The following is a 24,807-nucleotide window of genomic DNA, read 5'->3' on the forward strand; positions in this document are numbered from 1 at the left end:
TTGCGTGATTCGGCGAAGCCGGAGGTGTCGCGGGCGGTGTGTGCCGAGGGCGCCCTCGACGCCGTGGCCGGGGAACGCTGGCGACATCACGGCTGAAGCCGTTGGCATGCACGCGGATAGCTACAACAGAACACGAAGATAGAGGAAACATGCAGCACGACAGGGCAACTGACGAGACATTCGATCTGATTGTCGTGGGGTCGGGGGCGGCGGGCATGACCGCGGCGCTGACGGCCGCCCACCACGGACTGTCCACGGTGATCGTCGAGAAGGCGCGGGCATGGGGCGGATCCACCGCGAGATCCGGTGGCGGCGTGTGGATTCCGGGCAACGCGGTGCTGCGCCGTGACGCCCCCGCCGATGACCTCGAGGCCGCGCGAGCCTATCTGAAGCACATCGTCGGCCCCGGGGTGCCGCCCGAGCGGATCGACACCTTCCTCGACCGGGGGCCGGAGGCCTTCGACTTCCTGGCCGCGCACGCGCCGCTGCGCATGCGGTGGGTGCCGGGCTATTCCGACTACTACCCGGAGGCGCCCGGCGGCCGCGGCCACGGCCGCTCGATCGAGCCCGTGCCCTACAACGCCACCGGCCTCGGCGCCGAATTGGCCACGCTTGAGCCCGATTACGTGAAGGCCCCGAAGAATGTCGTGATCACCCAGGCCGAGTTCCGGCAGCTGCATCTGGGCCTGCGCAATCCGCGCAGTCCGCTGGCGGCCGTGCGCGTCGCCGGGCGGTGGCTGGCGGCGGCCGTGCTGCGCCGGCGCGTCCTGGCCCGCGGCCAGGCGCTGAGTGCCATGCTGCGCGCGGGCCTGCTGGAGGCGAATGTGCCGCTGTGGCTGGACACTCCGCTGGTGGACCTGCGCACCGAGGACGGCCGGGTCACCGGCGCGGTGGTGCTGCGGGACGGGCGCGAGCAGGTGCTCACCGCCCGCCGGGGCGTGGTCATCGCGGCCGGCGGCTTCGAGCACAACGAGGCGATGCGTAAGCAGTACCAGCGCGAGCCGATCGGCACCGACTGGACCGTCGGCGCGCAGGCCAATACCGGTGACGGCATCCGGGCGGGCGAGAATGCCGGTGGCGCGGTGGAATTCATGGCCGACGCCTGGTGGGGCCCGTCCATTCCGCTGCCCCGGCTGGCCTGGTTCTGCCTGGCCGAGCGCAATCTACCCGGCAGTATCGTGGTCAACGACCGCGGCGAGCGGTTCATGAACGAATGCCTGCCCTATGTCGAGGCCACCCACCGCATGTACGGCGGCGAGCACGGGCAGGGCGCGGGCCCGGGCGAAAACCTCCCCGCCTGGCTGATTTTCGACCAGCGCTACCGCAACCGCTACCAGTTCGCGGGTGTCCCGCCCCGTCAGGCCCTGCCCGGCCGCTGGTTCAAGTCGGGCGCGCTCACCCGCGCCGAGTCGCTCCCCGAACTCGCCGAGAAGATCGGTGTCCCGGTCGAGAAACTCCGGGCCACGGTGACCCGTTTCAATGAATTCGCCGCCGCCGGTGCCGATCCCGACTTCGGTCGCGGTGACAGCGCCTACGACAACTACTACGGCGACCCGCGCAACCGCCCCAACCCGAATCTCGGTGCGCTGGAGACGGGTCCGTTCTACGCGGCGAAACTGGTGCCGGGCGACCTCGGCACCAAGGGCGGCCTGAGCGCCGATGTCGACGGCCGGGTGCTGCGGGCGGACGGCTCGGTGGTCGAGGGCCTGTACGCGGCCGGCAATGCGAGCGCTCCGGTCATGGGCCACACCTACGCCGGTCCCGGCGCGACCATCGGTCCCGCTGTCGTCTTCGGCTACCTGGCGGCCCGCCACGCGGCCGGCCGGTAGCCCCGGCGCCGACCGGCGTACCGCTGGGGGATCCGTCCGGTGTCCCCGCGGCGGTGCGCCACCCGATGTCCGGGTCAGGCCAGGACCGCGCCGCCGTCGAGGGGCAGCACGGTGCCGGTGGCGTGGGGCTGGGTGAGGAAGAAGACGAAGGCCTGCGCGATATCGTCCACTTCGGCGATGCGGCGCAACGGCGTCGCGGCCGCGGTGTCGGTGTAGAACTGCTCGCGCAACTCCTCGGGGAAGTTCCACAGCGGCGACCGGACCACGCCGGGCATGACCGCGTTCACCCGGATCGGCGCCAGTTCCACCGCCAGCGCCCGGGTCAGGGTCTCGATCGCGCCGCAGACGCTGGACGTGATCGTCGAACCCGGGACGGGGCGCGGCCCGGCGGTACCGCTGGTCAGGGTGATCGACCCGTCGGCCCGCAGCCGCGGCGCGGCCGCCTGTACCGCGGCCAGCACGCTGAAGTAGCGCAGCTCGAAGAACTTCCGCGCGGCGTCGAGATCCAGTTCGGCCAGCGGGGAGAGCAGCAGCGGGTCGCCGGCGGTGTAGACGAGGTGGTCGAGCGCGCCGAGTTCATCGAAGATCGCGCGAATCCGGTTGGTGTCGTTGAGGTTCGCGACCACGCCGGTGACGCCGGCCGGGAGTTCGGCCACCGCGCGGTCCACGTTCTCCTGGCGGCTGGAGACGACGGTGACCTTCGCGCCCTGTGCGGCGGTCGCGGCGGCCACGGCGTAGCCGATTCCGGAGGTGCCGCCCAGGATGACGACGTGCTGTCCGTCGAGAGACATCGGATTTCCTTTCGGGGAATGCTGTGCGTGTGTGCTTCTCCACCTTGGGTTTCGCGACCTGCTCCCGTCCAAGACCTATACCGCCGCCTGTAATACCCTGAAGGCATCATGAGTGACGTCGATCTGCGCAAGCTGCGCTACTTCGTGGCGGTGGCCGAACACCTGCATTTCGGCCGCGCCGCGGAGCAGCTGTTCATCGCGCAACCGGTCCTGTCACGTCAGATTCGCGCGCTCGAGGAGGAACTGGGCGCGCAGCTGTTCGCCCGCGATCGGCGCGGGACCGCGCTGACGGCGGCGGGGGAGCAGCTGCTGGCCGACGCCAGACCGCTGCTCGCCGCTGCGGAAGCCTTGCAGCGCAGGGTGATTCGGGCCGTCGAGGGGACGCAGCGCTTCACCGTCGGCTTCATGCCCGGCCTCATCGTGACCGCCGCGGTGCGGACGCTCACCGAGCGTCACCCCGGCCTCACCGTCGATCTGGTGCGCACCGGCTGGTTCGATCAGGTCGAGGTGGTCCACGACGGCCGGGTCGACGTCAGCGTGGTGCGGCTGCCGGTGGACCCGCACGGTCTGGTCGTGCGCCCGCTCTACACCGAGCCCCGGGTCGTGGTGCTGCCCGCCGACCACCGCCTCGCGGGCAAGGACGCGGTCGCCGTCGGCGATCTCGCCGACGAGCACCTGCTCCAGGACCCGGACACGGTGCCCGAATGGAGTGCGGTGGCAACCGAATTGCGCACCGACCGCCGCGCCGTCCCGGTCTTCCACAGTGTGGAGGAGAAGCTCGAGCACGTCGCCGCGGGCCGGGGCATCATGTTCCTGCCGCTGTCGGTGATGACCTTCTACACTCGCCCGGACATCGCCTACGTCCCGGTTCCCGACCTCGCACCGCTGCAGGTGAGCCTGGCGTGGTCGTCGGCGCGCCCGGTTCCGCTGGCCGAGGAGTTCGCCGCCCTTGCCGCTCAGTGAGATTCGATCTACGGCGTCCACGCGGGAGTGATCTCGATTCCGGGCGACGAATGCCGCGCGAGCGGCTACCGTCGATGGTGTGTTCGGCATCATCCGGCCCTGCCGTCATCGGCTGGGCGAGGAACTCGGGCGGGCCTGGCTGGCGCAACTGTGCGGACTCTGTCTGGCACTGCGTGACGACCACGGCCAGAGCGCCCGCATGGCAACCAATTACGACGGGCTGATCGTCTCGGCCCTGGTGGAGGCGCAGTCCACGGCGCCGCCCACCCGCCGCGCGGCCGGGCCCTGCCCGCTGCGCGGCATGAAACGCGCCGACGTCGCCACCGGCGACTGCGTCCGGCTGGCCGCCACGGTCTCGCTGGTGCTGGCCGCCGCCAAGGTGCGCGATCACGTGGCCGACCACGACGGCGTGGCGGGCGCGGCCGGATTCCGGCCCGCCGCCCGGCGCATCGCCCAGCGCTGGGCCCGGCAGGGCGAATCCACCGGCGCCGGACTGGGTTTCGACACCGGTGTGCTGGTGACCGCGGTGGATCGGCAGGGTGAGGTGGAGGCCGCGGCCGCGGTGGGCACCCCGCTGCTGGAGGTGACCGAACCCACCGAGACCGCGACCGCCGCGGCCTTCGGCCACACCGCCGTCCTGGCTGGACGCCCGGGAAACCAGACAGCACTGTCGGAGGTCGGCCGATTGTTCGGCCGCATAGCGCATCTCGTGGACGCCGTCGAGGACCTGGACGAGGATCTCGCACACGGGAAGTGGAATCCCCTGGCCGCCACGGGAACCGAGGTGGCCGAGGCGCACCGCCTGTGCACCGAGGCCCTACTGGGTATCGAATTGGCGTTGGCCGACGTGGAATTCACCGATGGGCGGCTGATTCACAAACTGCTGAGGCATGAGCTGAACCGGTCGGTGACAAGGACCTTCGGCGGTCCCGCGCACACCTGCGCGAATCACGGTGCAGCCACCGCGCCGCTGAGCCGCTGGCGTCGCCGGGGTCCGGGGCCGGGCCCATGGGGTCCGCCGCCGCCCGGCTACGGTCCGCCTCCGGGCTACGGCCCGGGTCCCGGCTACTACGGTCCCGCCCCGCGGCGCCGCAGTGGGTTCTGCCTGCCGTGCTGTGAGGGCTGCGTCTGCTGCGGCGAAGGATGCTGCTGTTGTGAGGAATCCTGTTGCTGCTGTGAGGAAACCTGCTGCGACTGCTGAGTCACCGCGAGGGGCGAGCACTGCGGATTGCCCGGCCCTCCCGGCCCGATGAACCCGCCACCTCCGGGTAGACGGCTCACCGATGCCGGATCGGCTAGCTGGAGGCGGAGGCGGAGCCGGTCGAGAGCAGGCTGCTGCCGCTCGCGCTGCCGCTGATCAGATTCGACAGGCCCGACGAGCCGGTGTTCGTGGTGGTGGTCTGCAGGGTCCAGGTGCCGCAGCCGCTGGTGAAGAAGGCGACGTCGGTGGGCTTGATCTCGACGGTGACGGTGCCGTTGACCGCGCCGCCGGCCTGGATGGTGGCGCTGGCGTCATTGGTGATGGCCGAAAGTCGCGCCCAGGCGCACACGGTGGCGGCCGTCGTGGTCTTATAGACACCGGGCTGGATGTCGACGCCGACCTTGAAGGTGGCATCTGTGCTCATGCTGTTGCCGACGGCATTCGCGGTGCCGGTGGAGGCCAGGATGGCGGCCGCGGTGAGTGCGAGGCCGTTGGCCCAGACTGTCTTTCTCATGGTATGTCCTCCTGGGGTGTGAAACGAGAGCGTTTCGGAGAGTAATGGGCGCCCGGGTCGCCGGGGTGCGTTTTCCGTAACCTGGCGTAAATGGGCATCCGGACTATCCGGACATCGAACATCGGATGCCGGAATTGCCGCGGGCCGCCATGATTGGTTGCGTGGCAGGACAATTCGTTCCCATCCCGGATTGGTTCTCAGCGGACAACCAGGATTGCGGTCTCGCCGTCGCCGATCTGAGCGGCGACGGCACCCTCGACGCGGTGGTCCTCATGGTCGATAATCCGCCAGGTCAGAACACCGGAAACTATCGAGTCGGCCACGCCCTGGGGGCCGACGGCACCGTTCGCGAGTGGGGCCCGTGGCTGCAGGTGCCCGACTGGTGGGGCTGGGAGAACCAGGGCGCGGGCATCGCCATCGCCGACCTGAACGGCAACGGCCGCCCGGACATGGTGGTGTTCCTTGTCGACAACCCCGCCGGCCAGAACCAGGGCTACTTCCGCATCGGCCGCGACCTCGCCCCCGACGGCACCGTGACCGGCGGATGGACTGCGTGGCAACAGATTCCGGACTGGTACGGCTGGGAGAACCAGGGCGCCGACATCTGCCTGACCCACCTCGACGGGCAGCCGGTCCTGGTCGTCATGACCGTCGACGATCCGGTCGGCCAGAACAGCGGCCAGTTCCGGCTCGCCAAAGGTCTCGGCGCGGACGGCTCCGTCGCGGAATGGACACCGTGGCTGGCGATTCCGGACTGGTGGGGGTGGGAGAACCAGGGCGCGGGCATGACCGTCGCCGACCTGGACGGGGACGGGCGGCCCGAACTTATCGTCTTCACCATCGACCACCCGCAGAACGGCAATGCCGGGCTCTACACCATCGGCTGGGGCCTGGACGGCACCGGGCACTGCGTCGACGGCTGGAGCCGCTGGTCGCAGGTGCCGGACTGGGGTTTCCGGGAGAACGAGGGCGCGGCGGTCGCCCTGTTGCCCGGCGCCGGCGGACTGCCGCAGCTGGTGGTGTGCGCCATCGACCATCCGCCGGGCGGCAATGCCGGATACCTGCGCGTGCTCGACCTCGACACCGATCTGGCCACCGCGGCCACCCAGGGCACCTGGCGCATCCTGGATTTCGGCACCGAGATCAATCCGGTGCACGCCGCCCTGCTGCACACCGGCGATGTGCTGTTCTTCGCCGGATCCGGTAACGACCCGGATCGGTTGAACGCCCACGACTTTCGCACGCGGGTCTGGCACTACCCGAATCCGGGACTGGACGCGCCCGCGACGCCCTTCGACATGTTCTGTTCCGGGCAGGCGTTCCTACCGGACGGGCGGCTGCTGGCCGCGGGCGGGACCGAGCAGTACGACCCGTTCCTCGGGCTACGTGACGCGTTGCTGTTCGACCCGCAGTCGCTGACCTGGAACCGGCAGCCCGATATGGTCTCCGGGCGCTGGTATCCGACCCTGGCCGCGCTGAAAAACGGTGCGGTGGTCGCGGTCTCGGGACTGGGGGAGGACGGTTTCCTGTCGGAGACGCCCGAGTTGTTCGACCCCGCCACGCTGACCTGGTCGAAACTGCCTGTGCCCGGACCCATTCCGACCTACGCACACCTCGTGCTGCTGGCCGACGGCCGGGTGTTCTACACCGGCGGGCAGTTCGGCACCAACAACGGTATGCACCCCTCGATCTGGGACACCGCCACCGGTGTGGTCACCGAGGTGCCGGGGCTCGTCGATCCGGAGTCGCGCAGCCAGTCCACCAGCGTGCTGCTGCCGCCCGCGCAGGCACAGCGGGTGATGCTGATCGGCGGCGGCAGCGTCGACCCGCACGGTCCCGGCATGGCCTCCGCGGACACCCGGATCGTGGATCTGAGCGCGGCCGCGCCGGCCTATCAGACCGGTCCCGCTATGGCGTATGCCCGCATGCACGTGTGCGCGGTGATCCTGCCGGACCGCACGGTGCTGGCCGCGGGCGGATCGAGCATGGAGGAGATGGCGGATTCGGTGCCGCCGCACGGCGAGATCTACGATCCGGTCGCCGGAACCTGGTCGCCCACCGCGCCGGAGCGGGTGGCGCGGCTGTACCACTCGGTGGCGCTGCTGACACCGGACGGCAAGGTGGTGACCGCCGGATCGAATCCGCTGCGCAAGACAGAGGAACTGCGCATCGAGATGTTCTGGCCGCCCTACCTGTTCAAGGGCGCCCGGCCCGAATTCCAGATATCCGGCGGCACAGCGGAATACGGCGCGACCCTGACGATCACCACCACGGCCGCCGTGCGCGAGGCCAGCCTGCTGCACCCCACCTCGTGCACCCACTCCTGCGACAACAACCAGCGGCTGATCGACCTGCCGATCACCCCGGCCGCGCCCGGTGCCCTCACCGTCACGCTGCCCTCGAACCCGGCGCTGGCCCCGCCCGGCTGGTATCTCGTGGTCGTGGTGGACACCGACGGCGTTCCCTCGAGCGGGCAGTGGCTGCACCTGAATCCGGACGTGCCCGCACCCGTGTGACCTGAGAAATGCAACATCCCGGGCCGGTACACCGCACTACCGTGGAAGGCATGACCGTGGAGTACCGGCACCTGCTCGTGAAGCGCGACGGCGACACCATCACCGTCACCATGAACCGACCCGACCGACGCAACGCGCTGTCCGCCGACCACCTGACCGAACTGCTGGCCGCGTTCGGCGCCGCGGGCGACACCGACGCCACCGGCATCGTGCTCGCCGCCGCCGGGCCGGTGTTCAGTGCGGGCCACGATTTCGCCGATGTGGCCGCCCGTGACCTGCTCGGCGTGCGCGACCTGCTCACCCTCTGCCAGCAGGTCATGACCACCCTGGAGACGGTGCCGCAGGTGGTGATCGCCCGCGTGCACGGGCTGGCCACCGCGGCCGGCTGTCAGCTCGTCGCATCCTGCGACCTGGCCGTCGCCGCCGATTCGGCGGGCTTCGCCCTCCCCGGCGGCAAGGGCGGCTGGTTCTGCCACACCCCGGCCGTCCCGGTCGCCCGTTCCATCGGCCGCAAACGCCTCATGGAGCTGGCCCTCACCGGTGAGGTCATCGACGCCCGCACGGCCGTCGACTGGGGTCTGATCAACTACGCCGTACCCGACGCCGACCTCGACGACGCCGTCGCCGACCTGCTCGCTCGCGCCACCCGCGGCAGCCGCGCGAGCAAGGCGCTCGGCAAACGCACCCTCTACGCCCAGCTCGATCGCCCCGAGGCCGACGCCTACACCCTCGCCCGAGAGGTCATGGCCGCCGCCTCCCAATTGCCCGGCGCCCGCGAGGGAATGGCAGCCTTCCTGGAGAAGCGCCCGCCCGTCTGGCCCGACTGACCGGCGAGTGGGTGGGCGGGAATCCCACCCGGTTTCCACCCTGGGGTGGTGGGTGAAGGCGGTTCGCGGGGCGACCGTAGAGGCATGAACTTGCAGAATGCGGTGGTCGACGGCGCGGTGGCGGTGCTGGTGATCGGGTGGATCATGTACCGGCAGACCCAGTGGCAGGCCCTCGACGCCAATCGGCTGTGGCGGGGACCGATCATTCTCGGGCTGGTGGGGTTTCTGCAGATGAAGTCCGTGGTCACCGGTGGCGGGCTCGGGGTGATGTCGGGGGCGCTGCTGGCCTTGTCGGCGGCGCTCGGTGTCGGGATCGGCGTGCTGATGGGGGTGCTGTCCCAGGTGCGCCGCACCGCCGCGGGATTGGAGGCGCGGACCGGGTGGGCCGGATCGCTGCTGTGGCTGGTGCTGCTGGCGGCGCGCATCGGGGTGGACGTGGTCGCGCACCTGGCCGGCGCGGTGGCCGTCACCTCGGTCGGGGCGATCCTGCTGGTGGTGGCGCTCAATCGGGCGGGCCGGGCGCTGGTGCTGACCCGGCGTGCCGAGCAGGCGCACCCGGTTGCGGCACACTGAGACCGATGTCCGTCATCGACCCACCCTCGAGCCTGTCCAGGCTGCTGCGCCTGGTCGGGCTCGTCGCCGTGGTCTCCTCCTCGGCGAGTGTGGCCCTGTTCCACCGGCCGTGGGTGGCGGCGCTGGTGGTGCTGTCATGGCTGGGTTGGGCGGCGTGGGTGGTGATGCCCGCACGGAAGTGGCGGCAGGAACGAATCTGCTTGTGCGTCATGGCCATCAGCGGTGGATCGACCGTCGCCCAGTCGGTCGGCTCCGGAATCACGGCCCTGGCCACGGTATTCATCGCCCTCGGCCTGCTGAGCGCGCCGCTGTGGTTCGGTCTGGCGATCGCGGTGTCCACCTCGGTGCTGATGTGTGTCTCCATCCTGGTGGACGGTGCGCGGCCAGGGGCGTTGGTGGGATTGCTGGTCGGTGTGGTCGTGGTCGGCCTGGCGGGCTGGACCCGCCGCCAGGCGCGGGTCGGTGCGGAGCGCAATCGGATGCTGGTGGAACAGAATCGGATCATCCGCGAGGAGCGTGATCGGGCCGCCGCCCTGGCCGAGCGCGGGCGAATCGCCCGCGACATCCACGATGTGCTCGCCCACACTCTGGGCGGTCTGGTGCTCCAACTCGACGCCGCGGACGCACTGTTGGAGGCGGGGGAGACGGACCGGGCCGCGGAGCGGGTCAAGGCATCTCATCGGCTGGCGGTGTCCGGGCTGGCCGACGCCCGCCGGGTGGTGGGCACGCTGCGGTCGGGCGGCTTCGACGCGTCGGCCGAGCTACGCCGGGTGATGGCGGAGCACCGCGCCGGCGGCGGGCAGCTGGCCGAACGATTCGATGTCGCGGTGGATCCGGCGGACGAGCAGGCGGCGGTGGCCCTGACCCGTGCGGTGCAGGAGGCGCTCACCAATGCGCGCAAACACGCACCCGGGCAACCGGTTACGCTCACGCTGCGCGGCAGCGGCGCATCGCTGGAGGCGGTAGTGTCGAATCCCATTGCCGCGCAACGGATTCCACTCGGCAGCACCGGATCGGGGGCGGGGCTGCTGGGTATGCGGGAGCGGATCGAGGCGGCGGGCGGGCTGCTGTCCGCCGGAAAGGAGGAGGGTCGGTGGACGGTGCGAATCCTGCTGCCGCGGAAGTGATCACGGTGGTGGTGGCCGACGACCAGACCACCGTGCGCGACGGGCTCACCACGGTGCTGTCGCTGCTGCCCGATATGCGGGTGGTGGGGGAGGCCCGCGACGGCGCGGAAGCGGTCGAGCTGGTACGGCGGGTGAAACCCCAGGTGGCGCTGATGGATCTGCGCATGCCCGGCATCGACGGCGTGGCCGCGACCGCCGCCATCACGGCCCGGTATCCCGAGACGGCGGTTCTGGTGCTCACCACCTACGCCGACGACGCCTCCATCACGGGCGCGCTGCGGGCGGGTGCGCGTGGATATCTCACCAAGGACGCCGGTCGCGCCGAGATCGCCGCGGCCATCCGATCCGTCGCGAGCGGTCACACCACCCTGGCCGCCGATGTGGGCCGCCGCCTGCTCTCCGCCCTCGACGCGCCACCCGAACCGCCCGCCGACCTCACCGACCGCGAGCGGGATGTCCTGCGGCTGATGGCGCAGGGGCACAACAACTCCGAGATCGCCAAGGAACTGTTCATCGGCGTGAGTACCGTGAAGACCCACATCAATTCACTGTTCGCCAAGCTCGGGGTCCGCGATCGCGGCCAGGCCATCGCCTACGCCCATCGCACGGGTCTGGCCCGCTGAGCGAGGGGGCCTCGCCTACCGGCCCTCAATCGACTATCTGAGTCTGTAGATATTGCAATCTGAGCATGGATGCTGGTACGGCACCGCTGCCGCGACACCCCGACCATGAACCTGTTCAGCACAAGCAGCTGAGAAGAGCGGTGCCCGCCATCGGATTTCGCCGCCGCTAGGGGGAAACCGCTTGCCCGAAGCGGGCTTCGAATGCGGCGCGGTTGGCCGAGACGGGGGAGCGGTCCCAGACGGCGAACACGACGCGATCGAAGGCGGCGCCGTGGATCTGGAGCGCCCGATCGAAGGCCTCGGCGACCTCGTTCGGGTCATTGCGGAACACGCCGCATCCCCACGCGCCGAGGACCAATTCGCGGACACGCTCGTGGGCGGCGACGGCGAGCACCCGCTCGGCGCGGGCGATCAGGATCTCGCGGACGTCGACCCGTTCGCCCGAACGGTCCGCCAGTGCACCGGTATTCGGGGCGGGTGAGGTCAGGAACGAGGTGGTGAAGGTGTGCGCGGTGAGCGCGCCGCGGTCGTCGCGGATGACCGGGACCTCGCGGGAGAAGATGACGCGATGGCTGTAGCGGAGGTCGTCGGATGCGCGGTGGGCCTCGTAGTAGCGGGGCGTCTCGAGCAGGCAGCGGTACAGCAGGGCGCTGCGGCACAGGTCTTCCTCCTGGGCGCGGGCACCGCGGAGGTAGCCGCCGCCGGGGTTGCGGGCGGAGGCGAAATTGAGGACGGCGATGGCCTTTCCGCCTTCCTCGTGTAGCCGGCGCGCGGCCTGCATGCTGCCTTCGGCCGTGACCTCGGGGCGTCCGGTGAACGGTCCGAGGTCTCGGTTGTAGAGCTCCTCGTCGGGTTCGAAGCAGTGGGTCCGGGCGCGCGCCTCGGACAGCGTGTCGGTGATGTCGACGAGGGTGCCGTCGGCCGCACGATAGGTGCCGAGGGCGGCGATCCGCTCGTTCTCGTCGGCGATTTGTTGTGGGCTGGTACTCATTTCAGTGACCATACGGGCCGGGCCCGGGGATGGCATCCGAATTTTAGTCGCAGACACCAATACTGGGCTGTCGTCGTGCACGCACCGGGTTTGTCCGACCTTCGGCCTACGATGTCGCCATGACCGGCTCCCAGCGTTTGCGGATCGTCCCGTCGCAGTTCGCGGTGGATCATCTGCCGAATTCCACCTTCCCGGAGGATGACGAGTGGATCGCCCTGGTGCGGGCGCCGGAGGGGCTCACCGTGATTCGCGAGGCGCCCGCGTGGGCCGAGGGTGAGACCTGGAAGGGCTTCTACGGTGTCGATGCGGGCAGTCTGAACGCGCCCGGCATGCTGGCCGCCTTGATCGGGCCGCTGGCGGAGTCGTCGATCCCGGTGTTCGTCGCCTCCACCTTCCACGCGGATCTGGTGCTGGTTCCGGCACATCGGCTGGAGGAGGCGTCGGCGGCGCTGCGTGATGCGGGGCATCGCATCGCCGACTGATGGCATCGCATCGCCGGCTGATACCGCGCCGCGGTCGGCGAGCGGGGGCTGTCGGGTGTGAGAAATGCCGGTCCGGCGTTGTCCCGCTGTCCGGTTGCGTGGGACGGCCCACGGGTGCACCATATTACTGTCTACGTACGTAGAACGTATGAGCGGGCGCGCCCCCGGCGCCCGGGGCGGCTCGAGTCCATACCGGCGATCACCCTACGATCGGGTGCGCACCAGGACAGTGGGCCGACACGCGACGCGGAATCGGCTGAGCCGTGAGGTGAGGAGACGTCAGACGTGAGTGCGCGAGGCTTCGGAGATCTGGAAGCGGTCGTCATCGAACGCATCTGGGACCGCTCCGGCAAGACGACGGTCCGGGAAGTGTTCGACGAGCTGGCCGGCGAGCGCGACATCGCGTACACCACCGTCATGTCCACCATGGACAATCTGCATCGCAAGGGCTGGCTGGAACGCGAACGCGTCGGCAAGGCCTACCGATACTGGGCCACCCTGAGCCGCGAGGAGTACAGCGCCCGCCTCATGCGTGAGGCGCTGGGCAGCGGCGGTCGTTCGGATCTGGTGCTCGCGCACTTCGTGGAGCAGATGAGCGCCGAGGAGTCCGAGGGCCTGCGCGCGGCCCTGCGCAAACTCGCGCGCTCCAAACTGCGCTGACCGGAGGGTCTGCACGCCACCTCGATTCCCGCCGCCGCCACCGGTAGTGGTGTGCTGCCGTATGTCGGCAGCGAGTTCGGCGTGTCGGGTGGCCGATTGCGCAAACCTCATGCGTGTCCTGTCGTTTTGCCTCGGATTCGCCTCGGCCGGGCGTGAGCCCGATCACCGGCTCCCAACTAACTACGTACGTAGATAGTAGATTGTTTCGAGGGTGTGTCAATGACATGCCGGCGAGGAAACCGGTCGGTCAAAACATCGGCCGGGCAGTCGGATTCGAGGCGGGAGGTGTCGGCGGTGGGTCGTGTCGGCGGGTTCGGCCGGTCGCTGTGGGTGCTGCTCGGCTCGGGGCTGGTTCTGCTCGCCGCGATTGCCGGTTGCGCGCTCGGCGATGGGTCCGACCATGCGCGCCCGCTGGAAGCGGTGTCGATCGCCCCGGGCGAACCGGGGGATCCGGGACCGCACGGCGGCGAATCCGTGCACTGCGACCCGCATGTCGAGGACGCGATCCGGACGGCCTCGCCCGGCGCGGAACACCCGCCGGAGGCGGCAGCCGATCCCGTTGTCCCGGCGGCCGGACCTGCGGATACCGGAATCGCCGCCGTGTCCCACGGCGTCCGGGGGCCACCCGATTACGCGGTCGGCGGCCGAATGCTGCTGACCCGCCTTTGTATCGACCGACGCTGATCGGGCCGGCGACAGGCCCTGGGCGTCCTGCCCCGGGCCGGAGTCCGTTGCCGTGCACGTCATGCCGCCGCCGCGGCGGTCCGATACCGAAAGCGACAGTCATGGACAAAGGTCTGCTCGACGACTTCGACACGATCACCGGCCATCCCGGATTGCCCGGCCTGGCCCGGGAGCCCCGCGCGCTGGTGGGCAATACGCCGGTGCTGTGGGTGGGGGAGCCGTTCGCGCCCCCGGGGCTCGGCTTCTGGGCCAAGCTCGAGGGGCGCAATCCGGGCGGGATGAAGGACCGGCCCGCGCTGCACATGGTGCGGCGCGCCCAGGAACGGGGAGTGCTGGCGCCCGGCGGCCGGATCATCGAATCCTCCAGCGGCACACTGGGGTTGGGGCTGGCCCTGGCGGGGCTGGTGTACCGGCATCCGGTGACCGTGGTGACCGATCCGGGGCTCGAACCCATGGTCGCGCAGCTGCTCGCGGCCTACGGCGCCCACGTGGAGCTGGTGTCCGAGCCGCATCCGGTCGGCGGCTGGCAGCAGGCGGGCCCGCGACTCATGCGCGGCCTCGGCTCCAGCATCCACCCGCGCAATGTCGACTATGCCGCCTTCACCGAAATCCACTGGGTCGCACCGGCCGAAGCCGTCTGGGCCTGCCGCACCCTGGCCGCCGCCTACCTCGCCAGCGGTGGCTGGAGCGTCGGTGCGGTCACGCTGGTGGCCGGGTGGGCGGCCCGCACCCACGCGCCGGGTACCCGGATCGCCGCCGTCTTCCCCGACGGTCCGCATCGCTACTTCGACACCATCTACAACGATTCCTATTGCGCCGCACACGGACTGCTCGGCGCTGCGCAACCCACCGCGCCGGACACGATCGCTCATCCCCGGGACCGGCAGGTGGAGAAGTGGACCCGCTGCTCCACGGTTGTCGATCCCCGGGTGTTGGAGACGGGGGCCCGTGACGGCGCTCCGGCGCTGATCGTGAACACGGTCGGCCCGATTCCCGGTTGCGGTCCGGGCGGTGGTGTGGCCGGTCGTTCGACGGCGGTGGTCCCCGGAGATGGTGAGCCGGTGGGGAATCCGGTACTCGGTTCGGCGAGCGCACGCGACGTCGCGGAGCCGCTGTCGTGAATATCGTGGCGAAGTTCCGCGGGTTCGATCGGGCCGCGCAGCTGCTGACGGTCAATCAGTTCGGCATCAACCTCGGGTTCTACATGCTCATGCCGTATCTGGCCGGCTACCTGTCCGGGCCGCTGGGTTTGGCGGCGTGGGCGGTGGGGCTGGTGCTGGGTGTACGGAACTTCTCGCAGCAGGGGATGTTCCTGGTGGGCGGCACGCTGGCGGATCGGCTGGGGTACAAGCCGCTGATCGTGGCCGGATGTCTGTTGCGGACAGCCGGTTTCGCGCTGCTGGTGTTCGCGTCGGATCTGCCGGGTCTGCTCATCGCCTCGGCGGCAACGGGATTCGCGGGTGCGCTGTTCAATCCGGCGGTGCGGGCCTATCTGGCCGCGGAGGCGGGGGAACGGCGGGTGGAGGCGTTCGCGGTGTTCAACGTCTTCTACCAGGCCGGGATGCTGGCGGGCCCGCTGGTCGGATTGGCGCTGCTGGCCTTGGATTTCCGGGTCACGGCGGCCGCGGCGGCGGTGGTGTTCGCGCTGCTCACCGCCGCGCAGCTGTTCGCTCTGCCCGCGCGCCGCGGTGCCGAACCGGCCGTGCGGACCTCGGTGCTGGACGATTGGCGCACCGTCGTCGCAAATCGCCGTTTCGTCGCGTTCGCACTGGCCATGATCGGCTCGTATGTGCTGTCGTTCCAGGTGTATCTGGCGCTGCCCCTGCAGGCCGAGTACCTGGCCGGTGCGCGGGCGCAGACGGTCACCTCGGCGCTGTTCGTGATCTCCGGCCTGGTCGCGGTCGCGGGGCAGCTGCGCATTACCGCCTGGTTCCGCAAACGCTGGGGGACCGGCCGGGGTCTGGTGGTCGGTGTGGCCCTGCTGGCGGTGGCGTTCGTGCCGCTGGCGATCCTGCCCGGACCGCGGCCCTTCGGAGCGCCGGTGGCCATCGGCGCACTGCTGCTGGCGGCGGCCGTGCTGGCGGTCGGCACGGCGTCGGTGTTCCCGTTCGAGATGGACACCGTGGTCTCCCTGTCGGGGAATCGCCTGGTAGCCACGCATTACGGCTTCTACAACACGGTGGTGGGGATCGGTATCCTGGTCGGCAATCTCGCGACGGGTGCGCTACTGGGTGCGGCGCATGCCGTCGGGGCGGACTGGGCGGTGTGGCTCGGTCTCACGGTCATCGGGGCGCTGGCTGCCTTCGCCTTGCATGTCCTGAATCGGTCCGATCGGGATCCGGCCTCCATCGGCAGGCATCGCATGCCGATCGACGATCCGTCATCGCATGCGGGTCGGCGGGTCGACTATCCGACCCGGCCGCTACCGGTGCGGCGCTGAGCCCGGGACCCGGTGCGGCGATCCGCGCCGGGTCCCGGCTAGACGGCACAGACCTGGATGCCGATGCCGGCGGTGACGATGGCCGCCACCGGGATGAACACGGCGGTGAGCGTGATCGCGGTGACCGCGATGCGCGTGTGCAGGCGGGGCGGGTTCTCCTGCGCGGAGAGGCGGCGGACCCGGGGCAGCAGTGCGGCCTCGGTGGTCGCGGGCGGGGTGGGGAGGGTGGAGAGGGTCAGCAGTGCCTGTAAGACGGTGTCGCGCCCGTGGATTCGAGCGGCGACATCGTCGGCGAGCATCTCCAGCAGGCGCGCCACCTCGGAGGCGCCCAGGGCGAACAGCTCGACCCGCGGCAGCACGGTGGCCAGGCCGCGGGTGAGGGTGAGCAGCAGGTGGTGGCGGCCGTCCAGGTGGGCGCGCTCGTGGGAGAGCACCGCATCGAGGTGATGGTCCTCGAGCGCGGCCAGCACGCCGCGGCTGACCACGATCGTATGGGGTTTGCCCGCAACGCAATACGCGGCCGGATGATCGACCTCCAGCACGACCGCGTCCAGGCCGGGGTGGTGGCGTCCGGCGAGCCGGGCCATGCGCGCGTGCTCGAGAGTGGTGCGGCGCGAGCGCAACAGGGTGGTGCCGAGCCGCACCGCCAGCACCAGCACGGCGAGCGTGGCGAATCCCGACAACGCGAAAAGCCCCGTCTGCATGTGCCCGCCGTAGTCGCCGACCGCCGCGTCGTGCAGGTGCAGCAGGCAGCTGTCCATGAATCGGGCGGGGAAGAGCGAAATCCGGTGCGTGACAAGGTCGATGATGATGATCGCCAACGTCACCGTCCAGGCCAGCACGGTCGAGGCCATGGCCGCCAGCCACGCCGCCACCGCGATCCGTGGCGCTGCCCCCTCGGTGCTGAGCCGGCGCAGCAGCCGGGGCGCGAGCACGGCCACGGCGAATCCGTACAGCAGCAGACAGACGGCGACGCTCATGCCGGCACCCGCGATCGCGCTGCTCGCATCCGATCTCCTCCCGTGGAATGGGCACGAGTGTAGAGGGCAAAACTGAGGGCAGGCTTACTCCCGCGGAGTGACGGGCGGCCGCAGGCGCCCGGCAGGAGCACCATGTCAGATACCCCCGCGGGGTACGGTATCCAAATACCTGCTGGGGGTATAACTTCCAAACCGGCGACAGGAGAACCGATGTCGACCCGAACCGAAGCGGCATGGCGCATGGCACGACATCCAGCCACTGTGACCCTCGCCCGCTGTGTCGCTCTCTGTGTGATGGCGGGCGTGCGGGCCGGCCTGCGCGGACGCGCCGCCGACTCACCGTGCCGGGGTAGGAGAACCGCATGAATCGACCGGGCGTGCTTGCGCTCGGCGGCGATTCTCCGGTATCTACGTATCTACGTAGTTGATACGTAGATAGGCCGGGCGAAGGTTTGTCGTTCCCTCGACGGCACCGGGACGCCGACCGGACCGGCGTCGACCACGGGTGGGGCCGGGTGTTTTCCGCGAGCAACCCCGGCCCCACCCGTTGTCACCGCGGAGCGGTCAGCAACGCGTGGGCGGCGGCCTCGATCGCCGCCTCGTCCAGCAGCACCGCCGCGGCGGCCGGACCCAGCGGCACGAAACTGTCGGCGCTGGTGACACGGGCCACGCGGCCCTCGAACCCGGCATCCACCAACACCGCGTACACCGCCTCGGAAACGCCTCCGCTGCGGCGGGTCTCGTCGGCGACGAGCACCCGGCCCGTGGTGCGCGTATGCTCGAGCAGATCCGCCACCGGCAGCGGCGCCAGCCAGCGCAGATCCAGCACCCGCGTGTGAATCCCCTGCGCGGCCAGCCGCTCCGCCACCCGCAGGCTCATCGGCACGCCATTGCCGAAGCTCACGATGGTGAGATCCGCGCCGGTGCCGTACACGCGGGCGCGCCCGATCTCGGCATGGCGCACACCGGAAATCGGCGCCAGCCAGCCGCTGTCCCCGGCGCGATACAGGTCCCGGGTGTGATAGAGCGCGATCGGCTCGAGGAACACGCACACCCGCCCGTCCACCCGCGCCGCCGACACACACGTGCGCAGCATCGCCGCCGCGTCATCGGCCCGGGCCGGCGCGGCGATCACCAGGCCGGGGATATCCCGTAGCGCCGCAAGGGAATTGTCATTGTGGAAATGTCCGCCGAACCCTTTCTGATAGGCCAGCCCCGCGATCCGCACCACCACCGGATTGCGGTACCGCCCGCCCGAGAAGAACGACAGCGTCGCCGCCTCCCCCCGCAACTGATCCTCGGCATTGTGCACGTACGCCAGGTACTGAATCTCCGGAATCGGCACGAACCCCGCCAGCCCCGCCCCCAGCGCGGTCCCCAGCACACTCTGCTCATCGAGCAGTGTGTCGAAAACCCTTCGTACTCCGAAATTCTGCTGCAACCCCTTCGTCACCCCGTACACTCCACCCTTACGCCCCACATCCTCCCCGAACACCAGCACATCCGGATCGCGAGCCAGCAACTCCGCCAGCGTGTGATTCACCGCCTGTGCCAGGGTGAGGGGCTCGCCGGAAACCGGTGAAGGAGGCGCTGTGGGCGAGATCCCTTGTGCTGCAGCATGGTTCGCTGATGCTGCGCCGGAGGCTCGCGTGGCGGAGGCCAGGTCCGATATCGCACCTGCGGCGTCCTCGGGGGCCGGACCGGCGGTCGCGGTGACCGAGTCCACGACAGCCGCGGCCGGGGGTGTGACATCGGCGGTGCGCAGGGCATCGGCGCGGACCAGGGCCGGGCGGGCGGGGGCGAGCGGGGCGGTGATCTCGGCGGCCGAGTGCAATTTCGGTTCGTGCCAGGCTGCTTCGGCGGCCTTGGCGACCTGGTCGCTGATCTCGTCGTAGCGTCTGACGATCTCGGCGGGGGTAGTGACGCCGGTCGTGACGAGCAGGCGGGCGGTGGCGGTCACCGGGTCGCGGCGCAGGTCGGCGGTGATGTCGGCGGGGCGGCGGTAGGCCGATTCCACATCGGAGCCCGCGTGGCCGAGCAGCCTCACGGTGCGCAGCCGCAGGAAGGCCGGTTTCCGGTGTGCGCGTACGTGATCGGCGGCCGCGGTCGCCGCCGCCAGCGCGGCGGGCAGGTCCGTGCCGTCGGCATCGAAGTACGCGAGTCCCGGCCGGGATCCGTAGGCCTGCTCGATCCAGGTGCGCGGAGTGGGCACGCTGATGCCCAGGCCGTTGTCCTCGCACACGAACAGGATCGGCATCGGCACGCCCTGGTGGGCGGTGTGGATCGCGGCATTGATGGCCCCCGCCGCGGTCGAATGGTTGGCCGAGGCGTCGCCGAAGCTGGACACCACCACCGCATCCTCGGGCCATTCGGTGTGCAGGCGCAGTTGTGCGGCCCGGTCGAGGGCGAAGGCCAGGCCGACCGCGCGCGGCAGGTGCGAGGCGATGGTGGAGGTCTGCGGAATGATGTGGGCCGGCTTGCTACCGAAAACCTTGTGCCGCCCACCGGAAATCGGGTCCGCGGCCGCCGCCACGACACCCAGCATCACATCGCGGAGCGGATCCAGGCCGGGCACCTGCCGGACGCGGTGCACGAAGAACGCGCCGGACCGATAGTGCAGCAGCGCCGGATCGGTGACCCGCAGCGCCGCCGCCACCGCGACATTGCCCTCATGTCCCGACGAACCGATGCTGTAGTACCCGTGCCCTTCCCGGGTGAGCCGCCGCGCGGCCAGATCCAGCTGCCGGGACGCGGCCTGGGCGTCGAACAGGTCCAGGCACCGCGCCCCGGTCAATCCGGTGGCGGCGTCGATCGGTTCCCGGTGCGCGCGAGCCGCTCCCGGCGTCGTCGCCGCCACCTCCGCGCGAAACCACTGATCCAGCTCAGCTTCCCGATCGTTGATGACGCCCTCCCATGGTTCGAGTTCGCCGGGACCTCAGCGTAGGTGTGACACCGCGCGATCAGCGGCAACATCGGATCTGTCGGCCAGTCTGTCCAGAGTGCCGGGTACAGGCCCGTCGCGGGTGTATTTCCACCATGTTGATGATCTGTTCGGAAGTATTCCAGTGATTTCGCCGTCATGACTGTCTATTTCCGAAGCCGCGGTCGCAACTGCTCAGCGCGGCCAGGCGTCGCGCGCCAGCATGTCGGTGATCAACGCGGCGATGTTCCAGGCGTCGTCCCCGCCGCGATGGTGGGTCCCCTCGAGGGGGATCCCCGCCAGCCGTAATGCCTCCGCCATCCCGTAGCGCCGCTTGGTGTCCCGCGCGACCGAGTAGGCCAGCTTGGCATTGGTGTGCCTGCTGCCGAACGGGTACCGCACCCCCGTCCCCGCGCACTGCGTGGTGAACTGCTTGCGGTCGTAGTCACCCCAGCTCGCCCACGGCCGCGAATCGGCACGAAATTCGGTGCGCAGCAACTCGCAGGCCTCCGCGAACCCGATTCCCGCCGCCACCTGGTCCGCCGTGAGTGTGGTCAGCTGGGTACAGAACTCGCTGACCGTCGAACGCTCGGGTCGCACCAGAATGCTGTGCTTGCGCACCCGCTCCCGGGTGACCGTATCGAGCACGCACAATCCGATCTCGATGATCTCGTTCGGCTGTCCCGGCGGATTGGGCCCCTCCCAGCAGGTGGCCTCCACATCCACCACATTCAGATATCTTTCGTCCATACGACCGCACGCTAGTGCGTGGATATCCGCGCACGACAACGATTTTCGGTGGCTTGGCACCGGAGCACCACTCACTCCGCGCGCAGTTTCAATCCCGTGTCGTTGCCGGAGTTGCGGATGGTGAGTTCGTTGGAATCGATGGTGGCCTTGGTTTTCCCGTCCAGTGCTCGCAGCACCTGCTGCTCGACCTCCATGACCTGCGGGTCGCACGTCATGCGGGTGGTCGCGATCTGGAAGGTGACAGTGCCGTCGTCGATCTGGGCCGTGCCGGTCATGCTGTTGCAGCCCGCGCTGCCCGAAACCTCGCCGTCCGGGGTGATGGTGAGGGCGGGGCGGACCTCGTCGAGGGTGGCCGAGTGGACCTCGGCGTCGGGGCGCAGCAGGGCGGTCACGATCCAGGGCGTGTCGATCAGCGGTTTGTCCGGGTGGGCGGCCTTGCGGTCGAGCATGGTGACGGTGGAGCCGTTGCCCTTCAGGGTGAGCGTGTCGCCGGCCAGCGTCCAGGTCGGCTGGGAGCGCAGCAGGCCGTCCTGCCAGCCGTCCGCGCCCGCGATATCGCCCGGGCATGCCATGAGCGTGGTCGCCATCTCGCCCACCTGGATTGTATTGCCTTGCAGGTCAACGGGTCCGGTGGCGGTATTGCAGCCGGAGGTGGCCGAGATGCGCCCGTCGGCGAAGGCCAGGGTCAACGGCCCGCCACCCGGGATCGGGGTGCCCGCCACCGCGGTCGAGACGAAGGAGCGGCCCATGAGCAAGGCAGGCGGGATGTCGTTGACGCCGCCGTTGGAGGAGCATCCGGCCGCGGTCACGGCGGTCAGCGCGAGCAAGACCCACAGACGAGTTGCTGGCATATCCCCGATCGTACGGCGATCGCACCGGCATCCGGAGTGCGGACGCGAGCGTCCGCCCGATCGGGTTCACGCACGAGCCCGCGCAGCTCAGCCTTGGGCGAGCGCCTGGTCGGTGAGTGCGCCGATGGCCGGTCCGAGTGTCCGGGCGTAGCTGACTGTGACATGGTTGTCGTCGCGGTACACCAGGGTGTTGCCGACGATGAGGGGACAGCGGACGGCAGTGCAGAACAGCGAGGTGAGGTCGGCGTACCGGCCGCCTCCGGCGACGGCCGCAGTCTGCTCGGCCACGACACCCGCGTCGTTCACCGCGACCGGTCGCTCGGGGGTGCATGCCAAGGCATCGTCGATGTGCTCGGACAGGCATGCCGGCACGGTGGTGTGCGGATCGGGGATCGGCCCGAGAACGAGGACGGCCGAGCCGATCGCGCGCAGCTGGGCAACCAGGCGGGTCAGGCCATCGATCCAGGCAGCGTCATAGGAGACGAAGCCGAAGTCCCCGCCATAGCGTCGGGACATGCTCACCACGATCAGCCGTGGGCGTTCGCTCTGTAGCCGGGCCAGCACCTGGCCTCGCCATTGCTCGCATTCGGTGTACTCCCGGTCCAGATAAGGACTCGTAATGGGCAGGTCCAGCAGTGGACAGGTGACCTTCGCCATGGTTTCCAGCCGCCAGCCCCGCGCCGCCGCGATCGGCTCCAACGCCGGACTCCACATCGCGGCGTGCGAATCACCGACCAGGGCCACCGTGGTGGCCGAGTCCGGATCACCCGAGGCGCACTCGGGCTGGCCCACCTCGCGCCAGGAGCGCACACACCCGTTGGTGAACACGTCTGCCTTGTCGCCGGACGCGTTGCCGAGCGAGGGGGTGAGATTCGATGGGACAGCCCGGATTTCGGCCGAGGCGGCGACCGCCGACTGGGTTTGTGTCACCAGCTGCCGAACCGCCTCCTCGCGGGGGTCGGCGGCCGGCGCGGACGGGGCAGGGGGTGCGACGAGCGTGAGCGACGGCGCCGACATGCCGCGGCCGACCGGGGCGGGGACGAGCACGAGCAGTACCACCGCCACACAGATGGCGACCGCAGTGCACGCGCCGCCACAGGCGAGGCTGAGCCTGGCAGAGCTGCGCAACTGTGCGGCGAAGCGGACCGGATTCTCGACCGACCAGTGCGTCAGCAGGGCGAGTCCGCCGCTCATCATGACCGCCCCGAGCGCGCCGACTCGCCCGAGCGGGTGGCCGAGCGCCAGGGGCGCCAGTAGCAACACCGGCCAGTGCCACAGATACAAGGTGTAGGACAGGCCGCCGATCGCCCGCACCCGGGCCGGAGCCAGTACCCGGCCGGCCCCGAATCGTGGTGCGGCACAGCCGGACACGATCACCAGGGCCGCGCCCAGGACAGGTACCAGCGCCGCGACGCCGGGATACGGTGTCCTGCCGTTCAGCTGGGTGCAGGCCATGACGATCAGGACCAGGCCGATCCATCCGACGAGCACGGCCACCGATTTCGGCAGCCGGGACCATGCGACGGCCGAGAGCGCCACCATGCCGCCGACCGCCAGCTCCCAGGCCCGAGCGGGCAGCGAGAAGAAGGCCCAGGGCGGCAGCACACGGGTCCACACCAGCGAGATCGTGAACGAGGCGGCCGCGACAGCCGCGAGCACGATCAGATACGGCCGCAGCGTGGCCGATCCGGTTCGTCGCCGCCGCACGAGCCAGGCCGTCGCCATGATGACCACCGGCCACAGCAGATAGAACTGCTCCTCCACACCGAGCGACCAGAACTGCTGGAACGGCGACGGCGGCGCATCGGCGGCGAGGTAGTCGGTACCGTGCAGGGCGAGCCGGTAGTTCCCGGCGTACAACGCGCTCGCGATCCCGTCACCGAGGACCTGGCGGGCCTGCAGCGGCGGCAGCAGCACCGCCGCGCCGATCGCGGTGGTGACCAGGACGATGCTCGCCGCGGGCAGCAGCCGACGAGCCCGTGCACCGTAGAACCGGGCCAGCTCGATGGTGCCGGTGGCCGTCGCCTCCCGGCAGAGTATGCCGGTGATCAGGAAGCCCGATATCACGAAAAAGACATCCACGCCGACGAATCCACCACCGAGCCCGGGCGCACCCGCATGGAAGAACACGACGGCCAGGACCGCGACTGCTCGCAACCCTTCGATATCGGGACGAAATCCCTCCCGGGGCGTCGATGCATGCTGAACCCGGTCTGCCTGCCGATTTATCAATCCGCTCCCGGCCGTGTCCGTCATGGGGCTGCATTGTTATCGATCGGGTGGGCCATGTCACCGCGACTCTCCGGGTGGCCCCATTTGCCGCTTCGCCCGCGCACCATCGCCGTGCGGCCCCTGTCGATCGCGTCCTGCCACGGTCGGGCCGGGTGTTTGCTGCACGCCAGCGGCCATCGGAGAGGTCGGTTATCAACGCACCACCGTCCAGGAGATCCGCGGGCGACCGGGTTGTCGGCGGGGGCCACGTTCCGGCAGTTCGACACCCGCCTGGACCTGATCGTGCGCACGGTTTACTCCGCCCACGCCTCGACCCCGGCGGCGCCGAGTTGACCTTGCCGCTACGTCAACTCATAGCGTCGAGGCCATGAGCGAGCCCACCGAACCGGCCATCGACCGGACCATCTACCCCATGCCCATGTTCGCCACCTTCCGGGTGAGCGACCTCGCCGCCGCGACCGCCTGCTACCAGGCCGCCGGATTCATCACGCTGGCAACCATTCCCGGCGCCGACGGCACACCCGTCCTGGTGCACCTGCGGCGGATGAAGTACCAGGACCTGCTGCTGGTCCCGGGCGAACCGGTGCCGGGCAGCACGACGGTCACCTTCGCCGCCGGCGGCGCGGACCTCACCGCACTGGCGACAACCCTGCGGGAGTGCGATCTCCCGGGCCTCGGCGTGGACGGCCCCGCCGACACCGCGTGGTACACCACCGATGTCACCCTCGACGACCCGGACGGCAACCGGGTCATCTTCACCGCACCCCGCGAGGCCGAGCTGGACCGGGCCAAGGAATGGGCGGCGACCTTCGAGGGCGACTGGGTCGGCAAGAATTAGCGACGAGACGGGAGG

Annotated in this window: 21 protein-coding genes and 1 pseudogene; 14 read left to right on the forward strand and 8 right to left on the reverse strand. The window is 70.0% G+C overall.

Features of this window, described 5'->3' with window-relative positions; translation table 11 throughout:
- The first annotated feature begins 149 nt into the window (after window positions 1–149).
- Window positions 150–1,829: a 3-oxosteroid 1-dehydrogenase gene (kstD, locus tag ACFXN1_RS02075; RefSeq protein ID WP_379443815.1), complete on the forward strand. Its 1,680-nt coding sequence runs from the start codon at window positions 150–152 to the stop codon at window positions 1,827–1,829.
- A 74-nt stretch (window positions 1,830–1,903) separates the two neighbouring features.
- Here kstD and ACFXN1_RS02080 read toward each other — a convergent pair whose 3' ends face one another.
- Window positions 1,904–2,620 carry an SDR family oxidoreductase gene (locus tag ACFXN1_RS02080; protein WP_379443814.1) on the reverse strand — a complete coding sequence of 239 codons (717 nt, stop codon included), beginning with the start codon at window positions 2,618–2,620 and terminating at the stop codon, window positions 1,904–1,906.
- Between the two features lie 108 nt (window positions 2,621–2,728).
- On the opposite strand from ACFXN1_RS02080, the gene ACFXN1_RS02085 reads away from it, so the two are divergent.
- Window positions 2,729–3,583: a LysR family transcriptional regulator gene (locus ACFXN1_RS02085; protein ID WP_379443813.1), complete on the forward strand. Its 855-nt coding sequence runs from the start codon at window positions 2,729–2,731 to the stop codon at window positions 3,581–3,583.
- 79 nt (window positions 3,584–3,662) lie between these two features.
- Window positions 3,663–4,784, forward strand: a complete 1,122-nt coding sequence (locus ACFXN1_RS02090; protein ID WP_379443812.1) for a DUF5685 family protein — start codon at window positions 3,663–3,665, stop codon at window positions 4,782–4,784.
- A gap of 94 nt (window positions 4,785–4,878) precedes the next feature.
- On the opposite strand, the gene ACFXN1_RS02095 is transcribed toward ACFXN1_RS02090, so the two are convergent.
- The gene (locus ACFXN1_RS02095; protein ID WP_379443811.1) at window positions 4,879–5,298 is read right to left on the reverse strand and encodes a hypothetical protein; all 420 of its coding nucleotides are present in this window, start codon (window positions 5,296–5,298) and stop codon (window positions 4,879–4,881) included.
- Window positions 5,299–5,459: 161 nt separating this feature from the next.
- Between ACFXN1_RS02095 and ACFXN1_RS02100 the strand changes: the two genes are divergently transcribed.
- From ACFXN1_RS02100 to ACFXN1_RS02120, 5 genes are all read left to right on the forward strand, one after another.
- A complete protein-coding gene (locus tag ACFXN1_RS02100) occupies window positions 5,460–7,814 on the forward strand; it encodes a galactose oxidase-like domain-containing protein (protein WP_379443810.1) in 2,355 nt (784 codons plus the stop codon).
- A gap of 50 nt (window positions 7,815–7,864) precedes the next feature.
- Window positions 7,865–8,641 (forward strand): enoyl-CoA hydratase-related protein, encoded by a 777-nt coding sequence (locus ACFXN1_RS02105; RefSeq protein ID WP_379443808.1) that lies wholly within the window; start codon window positions 7,865–7,867, stop codon window positions 8,639–8,641.
- Between the two features lie 84 nt (window positions 8,642–8,725).
- On the forward strand, window positions 8,726–9,214 hold the full coding sequence (locus ACFXN1_RS02110) for a hypothetical protein (protein WP_379443807.1): 489 nt from the start codon (window positions 8,726–8,728) through the stop codon (window positions 9,212–9,214).
- A 5-nt stretch (window positions 9,215–9,219) separates the two neighbouring features.
- A complete protein-coding gene (locus ACFXN1_RS02115) occupies window positions 9,220–10,341 on the forward strand; it encodes a sensor histidine kinase (protein ID WP_379443805.1) in 1,122 nt (373 codons plus the stop codon).
- Window positions 10,308–10,964, forward strand: coding sequence for a response regulator (locus ACFXN1_RS02120; RefSeq protein ID WP_379443804.1), 657 nt, complete (start codon window positions 10,308–10,310; stop codon window positions 10,962–10,964). Before ACFXN1_RS02115 ends, ACFXN1_RS02120 begins: the two co-directional genes overlap by 34 nt.
- 166 nt (window positions 10,965–11,130) lie before the next feature.
- Here ACFXN1_RS02120 and ACFXN1_RS02125 read toward each other — a convergent pair whose 3' ends face one another.
- Window positions 11,131–11,955 (reverse strand): TIGR02452 family protein, encoded by an 825-nt coding sequence (locus tag ACFXN1_RS02125; protein WP_379443802.1) that lies wholly within the window; start codon window positions 11,953–11,955, stop codon window positions 11,131–11,133.
- Between the two features lie 119 nt (window positions 11,956–12,074).
- On the opposite strand from ACFXN1_RS02125, the gene ACFXN1_RS02130 reads away from it, so the two are divergent.
- The 5 genes and pseudogenes from ACFXN1_RS02130 (at window position 12,075) to ACFXN1_RS02150 (ending at window position 16,221) form a co-directional block, all read left to right on the forward strand.
- On the forward strand, window positions 12,075–12,437 hold the full coding sequence (locus tag ACFXN1_RS02130; RefSeq protein ID WP_379443801.1) for an ACT domain-containing protein: 363 nt from the start codon (window positions 12,075–12,077) through the stop codon (window positions 12,435–12,437).
- Between the two features lie 285 nt (window positions 12,438–12,722).
- Window positions 12,723–13,097, forward strand: coding sequence for a BlaI/MecI/CopY family transcriptional regulator (locus tag ACFXN1_RS02135; RefSeq protein WP_364612631.1), 375 nt, complete (start codon window positions 12,723–12,725; stop codon window positions 13,095–13,097).
- A gap of 294 nt (window positions 13,098–13,391) precedes the next feature.
- Complete coding sequence (locus ACFXN1_RS02140) at window positions 13,392–13,781, forward strand: hypothetical protein (RefSeq protein ID WP_379443800.1); 390 nt, start codon at window positions 13,392–13,394, stop codon at window positions 13,779–13,781.
- A 101-nt stretch (window positions 13,782–13,882) separates the two neighbouring features.
- Window positions 13,883–14,707 (forward strand): annotated as a pseudogene (locus ACFXN1_RS02145) (pyridoxal-phosphate dependent enzyme); the annotation flags it as partial.
- Between the two features lie 191 nt (window positions 14,708–14,898).
- Window positions 14,899–16,221, forward strand: coding sequence for an MFS transporter (locus ACFXN1_RS02150; protein WP_379443798.1), 1,323 nt, complete (start codon window positions 14,899–14,901; stop codon window positions 16,219–16,221).
- 38 nt (window positions 16,222–16,259) lie between these two features.
- On the opposite strand, the gene ACFXN1_RS02155 is transcribed toward ACFXN1_RS02150, so the two are convergent.
- The 5 genes from ACFXN1_RS02155 to ACFXN1_RS02175 all read right to left on the reverse strand — a co-directional run bounded on the left by ACFXN1_RS02155 (window position 16,260) and on the right by ACFXN1_RS02175 (window position 23,978).
- Window positions 16,260–17,201: a M56 family metallopeptidase gene (locus ACFXN1_RS02155; RefSeq protein ID WP_379443797.1), complete on the reverse strand. Its 942-nt coding sequence runs from the start codon at window positions 17,199–17,201 to the stop codon at window positions 16,260–16,262.
- Between the two features lie 550 nt (window positions 17,202–17,751).
- On the reverse strand, window positions 17,752–20,058 hold the full coding sequence (locus ACFXN1_RS02160) for a thiamine pyrophosphate-dependent enzyme (protein ID WP_379443796.1): 2,307 nt from the start codon (window positions 20,056–20,058) through the stop codon (window positions 17,752–17,754).
- Between the two features lie 258 nt (window positions 20,059–20,316).
- The gene (locus ACFXN1_RS02165) at window positions 20,317–20,871 is read right to left on the reverse strand and encodes an exonuclease domain-containing protein (RefSeq protein WP_379443795.1); all 555 of its coding nucleotides are present in this window, start codon (window positions 20,869–20,871) and stop codon (window positions 20,317–20,319) included.
- Window positions 20,872–20,942: 71 nt separating this feature from the next.
- Window positions 20,943–21,722 carry an META domain-containing protein gene (locus ACFXN1_RS02170; protein ID WP_379443793.1) on the reverse strand — a complete coding sequence of 260 codons (780 nt, stop codon included), beginning with the start codon at window positions 21,720–21,722 and terminating at the stop codon, window positions 20,943–20,945.
- An 87-nt stretch (window positions 21,723–21,809) separates the two neighbouring features.
- Window positions 21,810–23,978, reverse strand: coding sequence for an acyltransferase family protein (locus tag ACFXN1_RS02175; RefSeq protein WP_379443792.1), 2,169 nt, complete (start codon window positions 23,976–23,978; stop codon window positions 21,810–21,812).
- 343 nt (window positions 23,979–24,321) lie between these two features.
- Between ACFXN1_RS02175 and ACFXN1_RS02180 the strand changes: the two genes are divergently transcribed.
- Window positions 24,322–24,792 carry a VOC family protein gene (locus ACFXN1_RS02180; protein WP_379443791.1) on the forward strand — a complete coding sequence of 157 codons (471 nt, stop codon included), beginning with the start codon at window positions 24,322–24,324 and terminating at the stop codon, window positions 24,790–24,792.
- The last annotated feature ends 15 nt before the right edge of the window (window positions 24,793–24,807 follow it).

The sequence above is a fragment of the Nocardia sp. NPDC059154 genome (assembly GCF_042755705.1).
In the GTDB taxonomy this organism is placed as follows: domain Bacteria; phylum Actinomycetota; class Actinomycetes; order Mycobacteriales; family Mycobacteriaceae; genus Nocardia.